Annotated in this window: 14 protein-coding genes; 5 read left to right on the forward strand and 9 right to left on the reverse strand. The window is 63.1% G+C overall.

All coding sequences use genetic code 11. From position 1 onward, the window contains the following. Positions 1–45: 45 nt before the first annotated feature. The 5 genes from RX331_RS22735 to RX331_RS22755 all read left to right on the forward strand — a co-directional run bounded on the left by RX331_RS22735 (position 46) and on the right by RX331_RS22755 (position 5,034). A complete protein-coding gene (locus tag RX331_RS22735; protein WP_317252139.1) occupies positions 46–1,782 on the forward strand; it encodes a pyrroloquinoline quinone-dependent dehydrogenase in 1,737 nt (578 codons plus the stop codon). A 210-nt stretch (positions 1,783–1,992) separates the two neighbouring features. Next, positions 1,993–2,202 (forward strand): cytochrome c, encoded by a 210-nt coding sequence (locus RX331_RS22740; RefSeq protein WP_317252140.1) that lies wholly within the window; start codon positions 1,993–1,995, stop codon positions 2,200–2,202. Further along, the gene (locus RX331_RS22745) at positions 2,195–3,001 is read left to right on the forward strand and encodes a substrate-binding periplasmic protein (protein ID WP_317252141.1); all 807 of its coding nucleotides are present in this window, start codon (positions 2,195–2,197) and stop codon (positions 2,999–3,001) included. The genes RX331_RS22740 and RX331_RS22745 overlap by 8 nt, the downstream gene beginning before the upstream one ends. A 93-nt stretch (positions 3,002–3,094) precedes the next feature. Next, positions 3,095–4,390, forward strand: a complete 1,296-nt coding sequence (locus RX331_RS22750) for an alpha-amylase family glycosyl hydrolase (protein WP_317252142.1) — start codon at positions 3,095–3,097, stop codon at positions 4,388–4,390. Beyond that, a complete protein-coding gene (locus tag RX331_RS22755; RefSeq protein WP_317252143.1) occupies positions 4,318–5,034 on the forward strand; it encodes a hypothetical protein in 717 nt (238 codons plus the stop codon). The genes RX331_RS22750 and RX331_RS22755 overlap by 73 nt, the downstream gene beginning before the upstream one ends. A gap of 81 nt (positions 5,035–5,115) precedes the next feature. Here the strand turns inward: RX331_RS22755 and RX331_RS22760 are convergent, their stop codons facing one another. The 9 genes from RX331_RS22760 to RX331_RS22800 all read right to left on the reverse strand — a co-directional run bounded on the left by RX331_RS22760 (position 5,116) and on the right by RX331_RS22800 (position 16,745). Beyond that, the gene (locus RX331_RS22760; RefSeq protein WP_317252144.1) at positions 5,116–6,624 is read right to left on the reverse strand and encodes an amidohydrolase family protein; all 1,509 of its coding nucleotides are present in this window, start codon (positions 6,622–6,624) and stop codon (positions 5,116–5,118) included. Positions 6,625–7,054: 430 nt separating this feature from the next. Then, positions 7,055–7,978 (reverse strand): complex I NDUFA9 subunit family protein, encoded by a 924-nt coding sequence (locus tag RX331_RS22765; RefSeq protein ID WP_317252145.1) that lies wholly within the window; start codon positions 7,976–7,978, stop codon positions 7,055–7,057. Between the two features lie 107 nt (positions 7,979–8,085). Then, complete coding sequence (locus RX331_RS22770; RefSeq protein ID WP_317252146.1) at positions 8,086–8,676, reverse strand: hypothetical protein; 591 nt, start codon at positions 8,674–8,676, stop codon at positions 8,086–8,088. Positions 8,677–8,950: 274 nt separating this feature from the next. Next, positions 8,951–10,876, reverse strand: a complete 1,926-nt coding sequence (locus RX331_RS22775) for a potassium transporter Kup (protein ID WP_317252147.1) — start codon at positions 10,874–10,876, stop codon at positions 8,951–8,953. A gap of 153 nt (positions 10,877–11,029) precedes the next feature. Further along, positions 11,030–12,928, reverse strand: a complete 1,899-nt coding sequence (locus RX331_RS22780) for a potassium transporter Kup (protein WP_317252148.1) — start codon at positions 12,926–12,928, stop codon at positions 11,030–11,032. Positions 12,929–13,087: 159 nt separating this feature from the next. After that, positions 13,088–13,915 carry a flagellar motor protein MotB gene (locus RX331_RS22785; RefSeq protein WP_317252149.1) on the reverse strand — a complete coding sequence of 276 codons (828 nt, stop codon included), beginning with the start codon at positions 13,913–13,915 and terminating at the stop codon, positions 13,088–13,090. A gap of 37 nt (positions 13,916–13,952) precedes the next feature. Continuing rightward, a complete protein-coding gene (locus tag RX331_RS22790; RefSeq protein ID WP_283028368.1) occupies positions 13,953–14,726 on the reverse strand; it encodes a motility protein A in 774 nt (257 codons plus the stop codon). Between the two features lie 341 nt (positions 14,727–15,067). Beyond that, positions 15,068–16,036: a Bug family tripartite tricarboxylate transporter substrate binding protein gene (locus tag RX331_RS22795; RefSeq protein WP_317252150.1), complete on the reverse strand. Its 969-nt coding sequence runs from the start codon at positions 16,034–16,036 to the stop codon at positions 15,068–15,070. 37 nt (positions 16,037–16,073) lie between these two features. Then, positions 16,074–16,745 carry an RraA family protein gene (locus RX331_RS22800; protein ID WP_410708303.1) on the reverse strand — a complete coding sequence of 224 codons (672 nt, stop codon included), beginning with the start codon at positions 16,743–16,745 and terminating at the stop codon, positions 16,074–16,076. Positions 16,746–16,931 lie beyond the last annotated feature (186 nt).

Raw genomic sequence — 16,931 nt, forward strand, 5'->3', positions numbered from 1 at the left:
GCGACAAGAATTCGGCCCAACCAACAAACAAGGGGAGGACTACAGATGACGTTCAAGGAACGATATCTCGTCGGCTGCGCCGCGCTGGCGGTGGCAGCCCTGGCTGTCTCACCGACGCGCGCTCAGGTCCCAACGCAGCCAACGGAGGCAGCCCTGAATGCCGAGGCGGCCCAGAACGACTGGCCGACCCATCACGGCACCTACAAGTCTTATCACTACAGCGGCCTTGACCAGATCAACGCCGGCAACGTCAAGAATCTCGAAGTTGCCTGGATGCATTTCCCGGAGCGCGCCACCCGCGGCATTCAGTCAACGCCGCTCGCGCTCGACGGCGTGCTGTATTATTCGGGGTCTTACAGCCGAGTCTGGGCGCTGGACGGAGCCACCGGCAGGACAATCTGGTCCTACGCGCCGGAGCTCGACGAGGAGCTGGTCAGCAAGCAGACTCACTCGCCGTACAATCGCGGCATCGCCCTCGGACACCGCAATCTCTACGTCGGCACGGTCGATGGGCGGCTGATCGCGCTCGATCTGAAGACCGGCAAGCCGGTGTGGGACACCAAGCTCCTGGATTCCAAGAAGATGACGGTCGGCTTCACCGGCGCACCGCTGGTGGTGAAGGACAAGGTGATTATCGGCGCCCAAGGCGGCGAATGGCCGCATCGCGGGCCGATCTTCGGCGTGGACGGCAAGTCCGGAGCCAAGAAATGGGAGTTCTTCACGGTCGCCGGCACCGAAGAGGCCATGAAGACCTGGGGCGGCGACTCCTGGCGGACCGGCGGCGGCGGCGGCTGGATGCCTGGAGCCTATGATCCGGAGACTAACTCGGTATGGTGGGGCACTGCCAACCCTGCCCCGCTCTACGACTGGGCCGGCGCGGACTGGAAGAAGAGCGGACCGCGGCCCGGTGAAAATCTCTACACGACATCGGTCATCGCGCTCGATCCCGATACCGGCAAGCTCAAATTCTACCATCAGGAACTGCCGCACGATGCCTGGGACTTCGACTCGGCCGTCGGCGAATTCGTGATGATCGACCGCGGCGGCAAGAAGCTCGTCGTGCATGCCAACAAGGGCGGACACATCTTCGTCTATGATCGTTCCAACGCGAAGATCGAGAATGTCTGGCCGCTGGTGAAGAACATCAACTTCGTCAAGAGCATCGATCCGAAGACCGGCGAACTGATCGGTCGCCGCGACCTCTCCGAAGGCAAGGTCGACCCGCCATTGTGTCCCGCCATCGCCGGCGGCATCAGCTGGAACTCCGGCGCCTATAGCCCCAAGACCGGCCTGTTCTACCGGATCGGGCAGGAGTGGTGCATGGAGCTGACGGTCGAGAAGACGACGCCGGTGCTGGAGCCGATGGCCCAGCTCAACATCGGCGCCACATTCAAGTTCATCCCGCCGCCGGATGGCCCGGCCCGCGGCCATATCAGCGGCCGCGATCCGGTGACCGGCGACAAGAAGTGGGAGGTGAACTTCAAGCAGCCGCCGCTTGCCAGCGTGCTCGCCACCGCGGGCAATCTGCTATTCGTGCCCGACGCCGAAGGCATCGTGCATGCCTATAACGCGGAGACCGGCCAGGAGCTCTGGACGCGCAACAACGGCATGGGACACAACGCCGGCATCATCAGCTATATGGCCGGCGGCAAGCAGTACATTGCGGTCCCGGCAGGTTGGGGGAGCCTGGTGGCCGACGAGTACGTCGCGCTCTATGGTGAGCCCTTCAAGAGCATGTCGAAGAATACCGGCGCGCTGATCGTCTACGCGCTCAGACAGTGACGAGCACGGGCGGCGGGAACCGATCTCCCGCCGCCCGTGCCGGCTAATACGGATCCTTGAATGCGAATACCCTTTGTAATTGCGGCGTCCCTGGCCATCGTCTGGCCATGGCTGTCGACCGCCACGTTTGCACAACAATCCACCCCAACGGACGCAGCGAGTCCGCCGGCGCAAGCCGGGGCCTCGCCGAACGAACCCGATGGCAAGCAAATGTTCTCAAGCACCTGCGGCTTCTGTCATCAGGATGGCGGCCGCCATGCTGGCCGGGGTCCAAAGCTGTCGAAGTCCGAGAAAAGTGACGAGTTCATCATCGAGCGGATCAAGAAGGGCAAGACGGGCTCCATGCCTGCGTTTGGCGGGGTGTTCAATGACGCGCAGATCGGCGCGCTTCTGGCCTATATCAGGGGGCTGGATGACTAGAGCACTTTCTGCAGCGTGCAAGCCGCGACATCGGCTCGTCAGATGCGCGGCAAGCCTCTCGCTGCTGATGCTCTGCGACGCGCCCGCGGACGCCCGCTCGCTGGAGGCCGTCATCGAGCGCGGCGCGCTGACGCTTTGCGCCAGCCCCAATGCGCTGCCGTTTGCCAGCAAGAACGGGCCGGTGCCGGGATTTCAGATCGAGCTCGGCGAGAAGATTGCCGAGCAGCTCGGTGTCAAGCTGACGCGGGAGTGGGTGGTCAGTGCGATCCAGTATCGCCGCGCCGATTGCGACCTCGTGCTCGATGTTATCTCCCGCAAGGATACCGAGCCTGCCGGGGGCGTGCGGGTTACGCGCCCTTATCATCGCAGCGGTGTCGTGCTCGCCGTGCGCGGCGATTCAAAGGCGACCTCGCTGGCAAGCCTCGATTCCTATCAGCGCGTCGGCGTCCAGGTCGGCTCGCTGGTCTCGATGACACTCGGCAAGGGCGGCGCCATCACGTCCCCGTTCGTCTATGAAGACGACATTGTGGCCGCGCTGGCCAACCGCGAGATCGAGGCGGCCGCCGTCACGCCGATGACAGTCGGTTGGTTCAACCTGCAGCACGCCGACAAGCCGCTACGCACGATCCCGGCGTTCGACAGCGATCAGGATTTGAACTGGAATATCGCGGCGGGCCTGCTTCGTCCCGACGACAAGCTGCGGCAGCGTGTCGATGCTGCGATCGAAACTCTGCTCGCCGACGGCACCATCGCGCGGATCTACGCACGCTACGGCATCGAGCTGCGACCTCCGCAGTGAGGCGCGGTGCCGCAGACATCCGGGGAGAGCCCGATGCCTTTTGGTCTGCTTCAGAGGAAACGAACCCATTTCGTGCTTTGGCGCCCGGCAAGCGTGAATCCGCCCCCTGTCCTCGTCATCGGCACGTTCCGCGAAGGCAACCCGCCGGCCTTCGACTTGCTCAACAGGTTCGATCTGGTCGCTTCACCTGTTGCGGCCGATCTATGGGAGATCGCGGCCGCTGTCTGCGACCTGGCCAACGACCGCGTCTATCATTACTGGCTCGAAGTCACCAACGCTAACCCGAAGACGCCGGTGCCTGTGCGCATCCAGTGCACGGACCCGACCGCCTGGACGGTGGACTGGCGGCTGCGCGCGCCGGCGCTGCCGCTCCCCTTCACCGACGACGACCGCGGACCGGCTTCGGTCGTGAAGTGGCGGGACAACGAGCTGGTGCCCTGCGATCCCGCCGGCGACGAGGCGGACTGGCAGAACGACGCCCGGCTCGACACGCTTCCCGGCAACAACCGCCTCGTCATTTACGAGTTGCCGACGCGGTGGAGCCGGAGCGAGACCGAAGGGACCATCAGCATCGCCGGCGGCACATTCCGGGATGTTCTTGCGCTGATCGAGCGGACCGCGGCGCCGGTCAATTTCGAAGGCGTCGCCGCGCTCGCGCCCGGCGAGGCCTATCTCGAGGATCTCGGCGTCAACGCGCTCGAATTGCTGCCGCCGGCCGACAGCTTCGTCGGCCGTGAGTGGGGCTACGCCACGAGCAACTATTTCGCTGCCGATTTCGATCTGGGATTTCCGAGGGGCAATGCCTCGCCGACAGCGTCCGCCGATCTCGCGGCGCTGGTGGCCGCATGCCATCGGCACCGTCTCCGCTTCTTCGCCGACGTCGTGATGGCGTTCGCGACACGGTACTCTTATCGCTATGTCAATTTTCCCGACTTTCACGTCCACCGTGCGACAGGCGATCCCGAGGAAGATGCCCGCGACGACTTCGGCGGCGACCTGTTCAAATACAACTTCCTGACCGACGCCTACGACCCGCTCGAAGGTACGGCTGCGCGCCTCGTGCCGGCGCGCCGCCTCATGCTGACCTGTCTGGCGCGCTGGATGCTCGACTTTCGGATCGACGGCATCCGGATGGACGGCGTGCCGAACATCATGAACTCTGACTTCGTGCAGGAGTACAAGGATCTTGCCCGAAGTATATGGCGCTCGCGCTGGCAGGCGCAGGGCCTTCCCGCATCGGGCGCCGACGAGCGCTTCCGATCGATCTTCTGCGTCAGAACCGCCTCGACGGCCTCTGGAACGAAGAGTTCAAGCGGATGGTCCGCTACGCCGTCCTGGGACAGAACGACCAGAAGGAGCCAAGTTTTGAATGGACGGTGCGCAAACTGATCGACTGCCGCCTGCTTGGCTTTGCCGACAGCTCCCAGGCGATCAACTACGTGACTTCGCACGACGTCGAGGGCTTTCGTAACGAGCGCCTGTACGATTTTCTCAACAACAACGGCGTCTCGAATACGGAGCGGCGCATCAAGCTCGCCTTTGTCTGCCTGATGACGGCGGTCGGCATCCCCATGATCTTCGCCGGCGAGGAGTTCGCCGACCAGCATGATCTCGCCGTCGTCCATCCGCAAAAGCAAATCGATCCCGTGAATTTCGATCGCCTGCAAGACCCCTGGCGCCGGCGCGTCTTCGAATATTGCGCCCGCCTCGTCCGGCTTCGCACGAGGTCGGACGCGCTTTCCGTCAACGACACCGCGTTCATCCATGTCGATTTCGAGGACGGCAAACGGGTGCTGGTGTGGCGACGGGGCCGGCCGCGCATCGACCATCCCGTCGTCGTCCTCGCCAATTTTTCGAATTTCGAGACCGCGCGGCCCTTCGCCTCCACGTCCGAATACAGTGTGCCCAACTGGCCTGCAACGCCAGCCGGCATGCGCTGGCGCGAGATCACGCAGGATCGCGACGTGCCGCCCGAATGGATCGGCCGGGAGCCGATCTTTCCCTGGGAAGCCAAGGTCTATGCACTGGCCTGAGCGCATCCGCTGCCGGTCCGTGGACGGCAAGCGAACGGCGCCGGCGAAGCTTACCCACTCCGGCGCCGCGGCCGCCGGCACCTATGCCGCGCGAACGTAACCGTAACGCAGGTTCGAGGGCTCCTTTGCGGCCAACGTATACTCATTCTTGAGCGAAGCGAGGCGGTCCTGCGAATAGGCCGGCATCCTCGTGTTGTCAGCCGCCTTGAGCTTGATCTTGTAGAACCTGAGCGCGTTGCCTGCGAAGATCAGCTGCTTCACCGGGCTATTGGCGTCGCCGAGCGGCGAAAAGCCGTACTTCTTCTGCATATCATCGGGGATTTCGAGCCGGCGCAGCGCTTCGATCTGCCACTGCGGCGAGCCGTACCAGACCGAGTCGGTACCCCACATCACGTGGTCTACGCCCATACCCTTGATCAGGGTGCCAACGAGCGCGGCACAGAACTTGGGATGCGCCACTGCCGAGTTGGCAAAGGACGTACCGAGTTCGGCATATACATTGGTGACGCCGAACTTCTGCGGGATCTCCGCGAGCTCCGAGGCCCACTGGATACGGCCGGTATGCTCGAACTCCGCCCACGCCTTATCAGGCAACTCGAGAAACGCCCGTAGTGCCGAGTGATAGATCACGAAGTTCATCTGCGGCCAATCTTTGGCGGCCTTGCCGATGTCCCATGCGGTTGCGTACTCCCACACGCCGGCAAACGACTTCTCGTAATCAGGCGGCAGAAGCCCCTTATGGATACATAGCGTGTTGATGCCGGCCTTCACCGCTTTTTCGTAAAACGGATACATCACCTGCTCGTCGTCGAGACGCCATGGGAATTTGGAAGGCGCTAGCGGGTCGCCGATCGTATAGGACTTCCAGGAATCCGGCTTGTAGACCTCGATCGCCTTGTCGACCTCCTCCATCCAGCCCGGCTGCTTTGGGGTGATGACGCTGTGCGCCAGCAGACGTCGCGAACCGGCGAAGTCGTTGATGAGTTCGCGTGCCTTGACAATCTGTTCGTTGGAAAGGAGCCACCAGCTCGGATCGTCGAACGGCGCACCGCTCAAGAGCGCCACGTTCGTGTCGCTGTCGTAATAGATCTCCTTCACATAATTCTGGAATTTGTAGCGGGCGAGTGAGGAGACGCCCTCCTCCTTCATCTTCGGATTCCAGTGCTGGCTGGCAAAGTCCGCCAGCCCCAACAGCTCCTTGTGATCGAAGTCGTCGCGCACGAAGTGGGTCTGAACGTCGAAGATAAATTGGCCGGCGAGGCCTTGCGCGCGCGCCTGCATCAGTTCGGGCTCTCGAGCCTCCGCGGGCGCCACCTGGAAGACGTCGCCGTAGACGTCGTTCATGGCGAGGAATGCCGTCGCCATACCGCAGCTCGTGTGCAGGAACTGCCTGCGGCTCAAGCCGAGGTGCTTGCCGTTTACCTCGGCGAGCTCGTTGATCCGAGCCTCGACCTTCTTTTGTACAGCGCTCTGCGGCGGCGGCAAATACTCGCCATTGGAAACAATCTGGGTCGGGATCGGCGTGGCCGCCGAAGCCCCCTCTGCGCCCGCGACAAGACGTTGCTCTCGCTCACTAAGCCAGGTGCTCATTGTTCTTCCTCCCTTGGTTAGGCCGTCGACGGTGCTGGTCGCTCGCACGCATGAGGCTGTGCGCTTGGCCACTGCCGATTAGCCAGAGGTCGAAATAGGGTCCCCTCCCATTCAGCTATGCACGAGGAATCGCACTCGCCTCACGGCCAGGCGAGTCTCTCCGTCAGTTCATGCTGCGAGGTACGGACACACTTGAAAAGCTACTTGCGGTAGTGGCCCATCTCCGCCGAATTCAATGCTCAAACTTCGATTGACGCAAGCAATGTTATCCGGCAGTCACACTGTCCCAATGCGCCTCAATCCGATGAGGCAGGTTGCCCGTAAAGGCGCAAGTCACCGCCGTGGAGTTCGAGCAAAGGCATGGCCTGGCGCTCTTGCGAGGCGCCCCTTGCAAATGAAGCATCATCGCTTGCGGATGGTGAGCGCAACGTCATCCTTCGGAGTTTGTCCCCATCTTCAGGACTATTGCCTCGACCGAATGCGGCGAGATCCCGAGTTCAGCAAATCCGGGCATATCTGGCGATGCGACGGTGTCGATTTGCATCAGCTCCACTTGGTTGCGCGTGAGAAGTGGAATCCCGAGCATTTCGGCAGCCCATGCCAGGGCATGCCAGGCGGCAAACGGGACTGGAATCAGTCGGGGCACTACGCCAGTCTGGTGCGCCACCATTCTAAGAAGCTCCTCGTAGGAATACACGCGAGGTCCGCCCAACTCGAAAATTCCCGATGTCTCGACGCGCTGCATGATCCGGCCAATCGCATCCGCGACATCTTCCACATAGGCCGGCTGCAACCGGGTCACACCGCGGCCGAACATCGGATAGACGGGAAGCTGGCGGAGGAGCTTGAGGATAACGACCAGGAACGCGTCGTCGGGGCCGAACATCACTGCCGGACGGATGAAGGTAGCCGCGGCGAATGCGTCGCGAACCGCCAGTTCGCCCTCGCCGCGCGCTCGGATGTAGCGTGATGGTGAGGCAGCATCGGCCCCTATTCCTGAGAGGTGGATGAGCTTTTTGACCCCGGCCTTTTGCGCTTGAACTGCAACGCGCCGGGCAGCCTCGACGTGAATGGAATGAAACGTCTCCGGCCCGCGCTCGACGTAAAGACTGACCGCATTTACAACGCCGTAAGCGCCAGCAAGCGCATCCGCGACCGACCGCTCGTCGTGAATGTCGGCTTCTACGGATTGAAGTTGCGGATCATCGGCACCAGGCAGGGCATACCCTTGATCCGGGTGCCTTGACGCGATCCGTACGGAAAATCCGTGAGAGCGCAGATGTTGAACGATGCGGCGGCCTAGAAAGCCGGTTCCGCCGAACACGGTAATGGCTTGAGCGTCCGTTGCCACCATGGCTCATTCGCCAATTCATGTCGCAACGTTGCCGTTATAGCAGGGCTCGAACCCGGCTGCGGGAAATAACTGCAAGCCGATCCGGCTGACCCGACCTCTTCTCGGCACTATTTCCCTTGCTGCCACTGCATGAATTTGTCGAGCAGGGCTTGGGATTTATCCGGCGCTTCCTTGGCCGTCCCAGCGCGGGCGGGGTCACCAGAAGCAGCCCGCTGCGGGTCTTCGCTTCCCTGCCCCCCTTGGAACCGCTGGAATCCTTGAAGCAGGGCCTGGGAGTCTTCGGACGCCGCCGGGGCCGGCGTCACCGGTGCCGGCGTCGCCAATGCTGGCGTCGAAATGGAAACGGCGAGCTCAGCGGGATCGGTTTTTGACCTCGGAAACACGTTGAACAGAACGACCGCCAAGGTCGCGGTGATACCGATCGCCGCGGCGATCGCGCCCGCGGTGGCGAGCCACCCGCGTGACGGACGGCGTTCGTAGGCGAACTGGGACTCCAGCGGTCGGGCGAATTTGGCGAAGGCTTCCTCGCGCATCTCATCGGAGCGAGACAGCGGAATCGGAGGCAAATCGTCCGGTCTCATCTGCGGCGCCATTCCGGATCGGGGATCCGCCATGCCACGCTGCGAGCGCGGGGCATAATACAGCGGGTCATCCGGACTATGGGGATCGGGATGGTTGTTCGCGCCGACGAAACGCATTTGCGCTACTCCTTACAATGTCGCACCATCGCATCGGAATATTGGCCACGCAAGGCTTCAACCCGGCTTCCGAGCACGGTCCCACATAAAATGCCGAACGCATTCGCGCCCTGCCTTGGCAGGGTAAAAAACTTCGATCCGCCCCCAACTCCAGACTGATCCAAACCGGGATGCGTGTGGAGTCAGATGTTCCGTTCCGGCCAAAAAACAGTGCGGCTGTTGCCGTCCTGCGACAACGCCAGTGCCTCCTTGGGGCCCGCCCTGGATCGTGACGTCAGATCGTGACCTGTGTGCCCACCTCCACCACCCGCCCCGTCGGAATCTGGAAATAATCCGTGGCGTCGTTGGCCGAACGGCTGAGACGGATGAACAGCAGGTCCTGCCAGCGTGGCATACCGGAATGGGCGGCAGGCTTGAGCGCGCGGCGAGACAGGAAGAACGACGTCGCCATGATGTCGAACTGCCAGCCGAGCTTGCGGGCGATCGCCAGCGTCTTCGGGACGTTGGGCGATTGCATGAAACCGAAGCGCAGCGTTACCCGGGAGAAGGTCTCGCTGAGCTGCTCCATCCGCACCCGCTCGGCATCGTCGATCCGGGGCGTCGGCGCGGTCTCGATGGTGAGGATGACGTTCTTCTCATGCAGCACCTTGTAGTGCTTGAGGCTGTGCATCAGCGCGGTCGGTGCGCATTCGGGGTCCGAGGTCAAAAATACCGCCGTGCCGGAAACACGCTGCGGCGGACGCTTTTCCAACATCGCCGCGAGATCGGCGAGCGGGAATTCCAGCTTGCGCGATTTCTCGAACAGCAGCCGGCTGCCGCGGCGCCAGGTGTACATCAGCAGCATCACGACACCGCCGAGCGCGAGCGGTACCCAGCCGCCTTCGAACACCTTGAGGAGGTTGGCGGCGAGGAAGGTGATGTCGAGGAACAGGAACGGCGCGATCAGTGCGGCAGCCGCGGCCGGCGACCATTTCCAGACCCGCCACATCACGACGAAGCCCATCATCGCCGTAACAACCATGGTGCCGGTCACGGAGATGCCGTAGGCCGAGGCCAGCGCACTCGACGAGCGGAACAGCACCACCAGCAAGATCACCGCCAGGAACAGCAGCAGGTTGATGCGCGGGATGTAGATCTGGCCGGAGTGGGCTTCCGAGGTATGGCGGATTTCGAACCGGGGCAGCAGGCCGAGCTGAATCGCCGTGCGCGTCAGTGAATAGGCGCCGGTGATGACGGCCTGGCTCGCGATCACGGTCGCCGCGGTGGCGAGCGCCACCATCGGGATCAGCGCCCAATCCGGGAACATCAGGAAGAACGGGTTCTCGATCGCCTTGGGGTCGGCGATCAACAGCGCACCCTGCCCCAGATAGTTGATCGCCAGCGACGGCAGCACGAGCAAAAGCCAGGCCGTCTGGATCGGCCGTTTGCCGAAATGGCCGAGGTCGGCATAGAGCGCCTCGGCGCCGGTGACGGCGAGAAACACTGCGCCCAGCGTCACGAAGCCGATCAGGCCGTGATGGAGCATGAAGGAGACGGCGTAGAGCGGATTGAAAGCCCCGAGCACTTCGGGATGGCGCGCGATCTGCGGCACGGCGGCGGCCGCGATCACCGCGAACCAGACGCACATGATCGGCCCGAAGAATGCAGCCACGCGCGCGGTGCCGCGGGACTGCACGGCAAACAGCGCGACGAGGATGATCAAGGTCAGCGGCACGACGTAATGTTCGAAAGTGACGGTGATCAGCTTCATGCCTTCGATCGCCGACAGCACCGACAAAGCGGGCGTCAGCACGGCATCGCCGTAAAACAGCGCGCCGGAGATGATGCCGAGCAACACGATCACAGCCCCACCCTTGCCGACCGCCCGCTGCGCCAGCGCCATCAGCGCCAGCGTTCCGCCCTCGCCATTGTTGTCGGCGCGCAAGAGGATGACGACGTACTTCAGCGTCACCACCACGATCAGCGCCCACAGAATCAGCGAGAGCACGCCGAGCACGGCCTGCGGCGTCGCGGCAGCCGACGCCTCGCTCGCCGCCACCACGGCCTCGCGCAGCGCGTAAAGCGGGCTGGTGCCGATGTCGCCATAGACGACGCCGATGCTGCCGAGCATCAGCGCCTTGAAGGTGGCGGTGGAATGCGCTTCGCCATGATCGTTGGCCGCGGGCGTTTCCGCCGCGGTGACCACAAACTGGACTGACATGGGGGTTTGGGCCTCGTATGCCGCACTGCACAATGCAGACCGGCAGCGCTATACTCCCGCCGTCGCCATGCAGGTTAGCCGGATTCCAGGTCTCCTGGTATGCGCCGATCGCATAGATGCGCGACCGCCATAACTCATATTTTTTAAGAAATATCAGATGGTTACTTGGGTTCCGACCTCGACCACCCGCCCCGTCGGGATCTGGAAATAGTCGGTGGCGTCGTTGGCCGAGCGGCTCATGGCGATGAACAGGTGATCCTGCCACAGCGGCATGCCGGACTGCGCCGAGGGCTTCAGCGACCGCCGCGAGACGAAGAACGAGGTCGCCATGATGTCGAACTGCCAGCCGAGCTTGCGCGCGATCACCAGCGCTTTCGGCACGTTGGGCGATTCCATGAAGCCGAACCGCAGCCGCACGGTCGAGAACTTCTCGCTGATCTTGTCCATCTTGACGCGTTCGGTCAGATCGACGCGCGGCGTCTGCGCGGTTTCGATGGTCAGGATCACGTTGTGCTCGTGCAGCACCTTGTTGTGCTTGAGATTGTGCATCAAGGCCGTCGGCACGAAGCTCGGGTCCGACGTCAGGAACACCGCCGTACCCTTGACGATGTGGGGCGGCCGCTTTTCCAGGCTCTTGATCAGATCCGCGAGCGGCACCTCGATGCGCCGCGTCTTGATGACGAGAATCCCGGCGCCGCGGCGCCAGGTCCAGATCATCACTGCCACGGCGACGCCGAACAACAGCGGCACCCAGGCGCCCTCGAACAGTTTTAACAGGTTGGCCGCAAAGAAGCTCATGTCGACGACGACGAGCGGCAGGATGACGGCCGCCGCGGTCGCCGCGCGCCAGTTCCACAGCTTCCAGATCACGACGAAGCCCATGATGCCGTCGACCACCATGGTGGTTGAAACGGCGATGCCATAGGCCGAGGCAAGGCCGCTCGAGGTGCGGAACAGCAGCACCAGCAGCACGACGCCGATCAGCAGCAGGCGGTTGACGCGCGGCAGATAGATCTGGCCGGCATGCGTCTCCGAGGTGTAGCGCACTTCGAAGCGCGGCAGGAGACCGAGCTGCACGGCCTGGCGGATCAGCGAGAACGCGCCGGTAATCACCGCCTGGCTGGCGATGACCGTCGCCGCGGTCGCGAGCACCACCATCGGCAGCAGCAGCATTTCCGGCACCAGCCGGTAGAACGGATTTTCGATCGCTCCCGGATCGGACAGCACCAACGCGCCTTGCCCGAAATAATTGATCAGCAGCGCCGGCATCACGAAATAGAGCCAGCCGACCTGGATCGGCTTGCGCCCGAAATGGCCGAGATCGGCGTAGAGCGCCTCCCCGCCCGTCACGGCCAGAAACACCAGGCCCATCGTCACCAGCCCGATGGTTCCGTGGGAAAGCATGAACTGGATCGCGTAGAACGGATTGATCGCGTAGAGCACGGTCGGATCGTCGCTGATGTGAATCAGTCCCAGCGTCGCCAGTGTGAAAAACCAGATCACCATGACCGGGCCGAAGGCCGAGGCGACGCGCGCCGTGCCGCTGCTCTGCACCGAGAACAGCACGACCAGGATGAAGATCGTCAGCGGCACGACGTAATGTTCTAGCGCCGGCGTGACCAGCTTGAGACCTTCGACCGCCGACAATACCGAGATCGCCGGCGTGATCATGGAATCTCCGATGAACATCGAGGCGCCGACGACGCCGAGCGCCAGCAACACCCAACTCCGGTGGCCGAGCGCCCGATGTGCCAACGCCATCAGGGACAGCGTGCCGCCCTCCCCATTGTTGTCAGCGCGCAACAGCAGCAGCACATATTTGGCAGTCACGACGATGAACAGCGACCACAGGATCAGCGAAAGCACGCCGAGGACGATGGTGCGGGTGACTTCCTCGCCGTTGGCGGCGTGGGTGACGGCTTCGCGAAACGCGTACAGCGGCGAGGTACCGATATCGCCGAACACCACACCGATACTGCCCAGCGTCAGGGCCCAAAAGCCTGAGGTCGCGTGCCCCTCATGGGCCTCGGTGGATGTGACGCTGACAGTCATGGTGGAAGAGAACGTTCTCGTCGTTGAATTGATCCGCGCGGCTATCGACGCTTCCGTGCGGCCTGTCAATCATCGGGCAAGCATAGCACCGCTGGCGACGCGGAGCTTACGCAAAACAGATTCCATCGAATTGGCAAGATGGTATTATGGTAACTACGCTTACGGCTTCAGATTCGGCGGAAGCGGCGGATTTTCGCGCATCAGTGTGATGGTGACGCGACGGTTGGCAGGCAGGGTCGGATCGTCGGGAAACAGCGGCTGGCTGTCGGCCCGGCCGCCGACCGCATAGATGTGGGATGCGGGCAGGCCTTCGCGCTCGAGGATCTGGCGAACCACGTTGGCACGGTCGGCCGACAGGTCGAACGCGCCATATTCGCCGCGCGACGGCACGAAGCCGGCCGAGGTATGGCCCATGATGTTGATCCGCAGCGGCGTCGCCTTCAGCGGAATCGCCAGCTTCTGGATCAAGCGGCGGGTGCGGTCAAACGGCACCTTGGAGCCGTCGGCGAACATCGATCGTCCGTCCTGATCGACGATTTCGAGGTTGAGGCCCTCTTTGGTCTCTTCGAACATGATGTGCTTGGACATTTCGGTCAGTTCCGGCATGTCCTGTAGCGCCTGGCGCAACGAGGCGGCGGCGAGCGCGAACTCGCGGTCGACCTTCAGGCGGGCGCCCGTTTCCTTCTGATGGTCCTTGTCATCAGGCGTCGGCGTATTGGAGGCTTCCTCAGGCGGGATATGCGCGACGTTCTTCAGCTTCGGCCGCGTCGGCAGGCCATCGGATTCGACGATGCCCGAATGCCGCGACTCGGTCTGCACGCCAAATGCTTCGCGCATCGAGCCGGCGACGATCTTGAGCTTCTGCTGGTCCTGGCTGGAGAACGCCACCAGCATGACGAAGAACGACAGGAGCAGCGCCATCAGGTCGGCGAAGGTCACGAACCAACCGTGACCGCCATGTGCCTCTTCGCGTTTTTTCTTGGCCATGCGTTTTACGTCCGCGCCTCAGATGCGACCCGGCCGATCAGGCCGCGACCAGTTCACCTTCCTCGTGGCGATGCTTTTCGGGCAGATAGGCCAGCAGCATTTCGCGTACCAGCGCCGGGCTCTTGGAATCGCGGATCATCAGGATGCCGTCGATGATCAGCGTGCGATTGGTCTCTTCGTCGATCAGCTTGCCGTGCAGCTTGTCGGCGATCGGCAGACAGATCAGGTTCGCCACCAGCGCGCCGTAGAGCGTCGCCAGCAGCGCCACCGCCATGAAGGGGCCGAGCTTGGAGGGGTCCGACATGTTGGAGAACATCTGCACCATGCCAAGCAGCGTGCCGATCATGCCAAACGCCGGCGCGCAGTCGCCGATCGCGCGGTAGATCTTCGAGCCTTCGTTGAGGTGCATCAGGAAGTTGTCCCGATCGCGCTCCAGATTGTCCCTGATAAATTCGAGGTCGTAGCCGTCGGCGACGTAGCGGATGCCCTTGGCGAGGAACGGCTCGTCGGTCTCGACCTTTTCCAGCCCGACCGGGCCCTGCTTGCGGGCGATCTCGGCGATACGCGCCAGCTCGTCGACCAGGTCGCGGGCCGAAAGCCGGCTCATGGTGAAGGCGAATTTTGCGCCGAGCGGCATGCCGTGCAGGATCGCGCTGAGCGGGAAGCGGATCAGTGTCGCCGCCGACGAACCGCCGAAGATGATGATGACGGCGTGGATGTCGTAGAACATCCGGAAGTCACCGCCCATCAGGATCAGCGTCGACAATACGATGGCGCCGGCAATCAGGCCAACGAGCGTGGTGATATCCATTCTGAACTCCAACGCATACGCGAATTGCCCGCCATCCTGACCGGGCGCGCAGCCCATTCCGGAACTTGCGCAGAAGGCACCCTACGACCGGCGCGATTAAAGAGCCGTAAAGGTTAAACTCAAACAGGGATCGTAAAATTGCGGGGCCACGGAAGGCGCGGCTTCAGGATTTGCTAACCAGGAGGAAGTGCGCGGGTCTCGCATCTTGTCCGGGACGCGGTGCAGCGTTCTTCACGCTGCTGCGCAGAGCCGGGACCCAGCTCACCGCGTAGGCCCCGGCTCTGCAGTGCATCGCTTGCGCGCTGCACTGCGTCCGGGGCCCGAACCTTGCGAGTGGCTACCTACTGCGCCTGCGCACCGATGCCCGCGGACTTGATGATCGGCCACCATTTTTCGATCTCGGCCTTCTGGAAAGCGGTCAGCCCCTCCGGGGTCTGCTGCGCGCGAGGAGCTACGTCGAGGCCGAGTTCGGAAAAGCGCTTCTGGATCGCGGGATCGGCCAGCGCTTCCGTCGTCGCCGCATTGAGCTTGGCGATGACGTCCTTCGGCGTGCCCTTCGGCGCCCAGAAGCCGAACCAGCCGGACATATAGAGGCCGGCAATCCCGCTCTCGTCCGAGGTCGGAATATCGGGCATCGAAGCCGAGCGCGCCGCCGAGAGATTGGCGAGCGCCTTGATCTTGCCGGCGCGGATCTGCGGCAGCGCCACGGCACCCTGCACCACCAGAAGATCGACCGTGCCGGAGACGAGATCGGTCATCGCAGGTCCCGCGCCGCGATAGGGAATGAACTGCACCTTCTGCTTGGTCAACTTCTCGAACAGCACGCCGGTGACGTGCGCCGCGGCGTTCTGGTTGACGAAGTTGATCTTGCCGGGGTTGTCCTTCATCCAAGCGACCAGCTCGCCAAGCGTGTTGGCCGGCAGGTCCTTCTTCGCGACCATCAATTGTGGATTGTTCGAGATCAGTGCGATTGGCTCGAAATCCTTCTCAAGGTCGTAGTCGAGCTTGTAGATGATGCTGCCGACATGGGTGTCCCATTGCCCGATGTCGAAGGTGTGGCCGTCGGGCGCCGCGCGCGCGACACGGCCGACCCCGATGCTGCCGCCGGCGCCGCCGACATTCTCGATCACGACGGACTGGCCGAGCGTGGTGCGCATCCGCTCGCCCATGATACGGGCGGCGGTGTCGGTCGAACCGCCCGGCGGGAACGGCACGATCAGCGTGAGCGGGCGGGAGGGAAAGGTTTGCGCTTCCGCAACCGCAATGCCTGAGAGGATCAACAACGACAACGCCGCCCAAAATCCTCTCATGGCATCCCCCTTGCCTGTTGCTGAATTCAGCCTCTCGTTAGTGGATCTCCGCCGAGCGCTTCAGCGCCTCTTTCAGTTTTTCGAGCGAGAAGTCGGGGCTGCGCGCGATTTCCAGGATCGGCGTTTCGCGCCTGCCGCAGAGTTCGGCGGCTTCCGGGATCTTCGCGGCGATGTCGATGGGGATCACGATGGCGCCGTGCTGATCGGCGTGGATGAGATCGTCGGAATGCACGGTCATGCCGGCGACCCGCACTTCACCGCCCCAGTGTTCGGCGTGGACCCAGGCATGCGACGGGCCGATCGAGCCGGCCAGCGCCTGGAAGCCCGGCGCCCATTGCGGGATGTCGCGGATCGAGCCGTCGGTGATGACGCCGAGGCAGCCGAGCGCCTTGTGGACGTTGCTCTGCACCTCGCCCCAGAACGCCCCGTAGCCGACGTCGGCGCCATCAATATCCTGGATCACGGTGATGCGCGGGCCGAAGCCAGTGCCGACATACTCGTAATAGTCGATGCGGCGCTTGGCCTGCTCGGCGGGCGGCAGCGTGGATTTGAGCACCGAGCGGATCGTCACGGTTCTGGCGTAGCCGACCATCGGCGGCAGGTCCGGGAACGGGCAAACCAGCGGCTTGGTGGTGTAGCCGATCAGGCGGCGCTCGGGCGCGACGATCTCCATCGCATTGCAGATGGTCGGGGTGTCATAGCGCGCCAGCGCCTCGAGGACGGGAGCAGGCAATGGTGCGGTAACGGCTTTGTTCACGGCGTTCTCTCCTGATTGTTCTTGTGCCGGCCATGTTGGAAAGCCGCGCGTCAGCATGCCGTATAGCCGAGAAGAGCGCGATCAGCAAAAAATGGAATGCAGGTTTGCGGGCGATCCCCGGCTGCGAGCTCGTGCCCC

Source organism: Bradyrhizobium sp. BWA-3-5, assembly GCF_032917985.1.
Classification (GTDB): Bacteria; Pseudomonadota; Alphaproteobacteria; order Rhizobiales; family Xanthobacteraceae; genus Bradyrhizobium.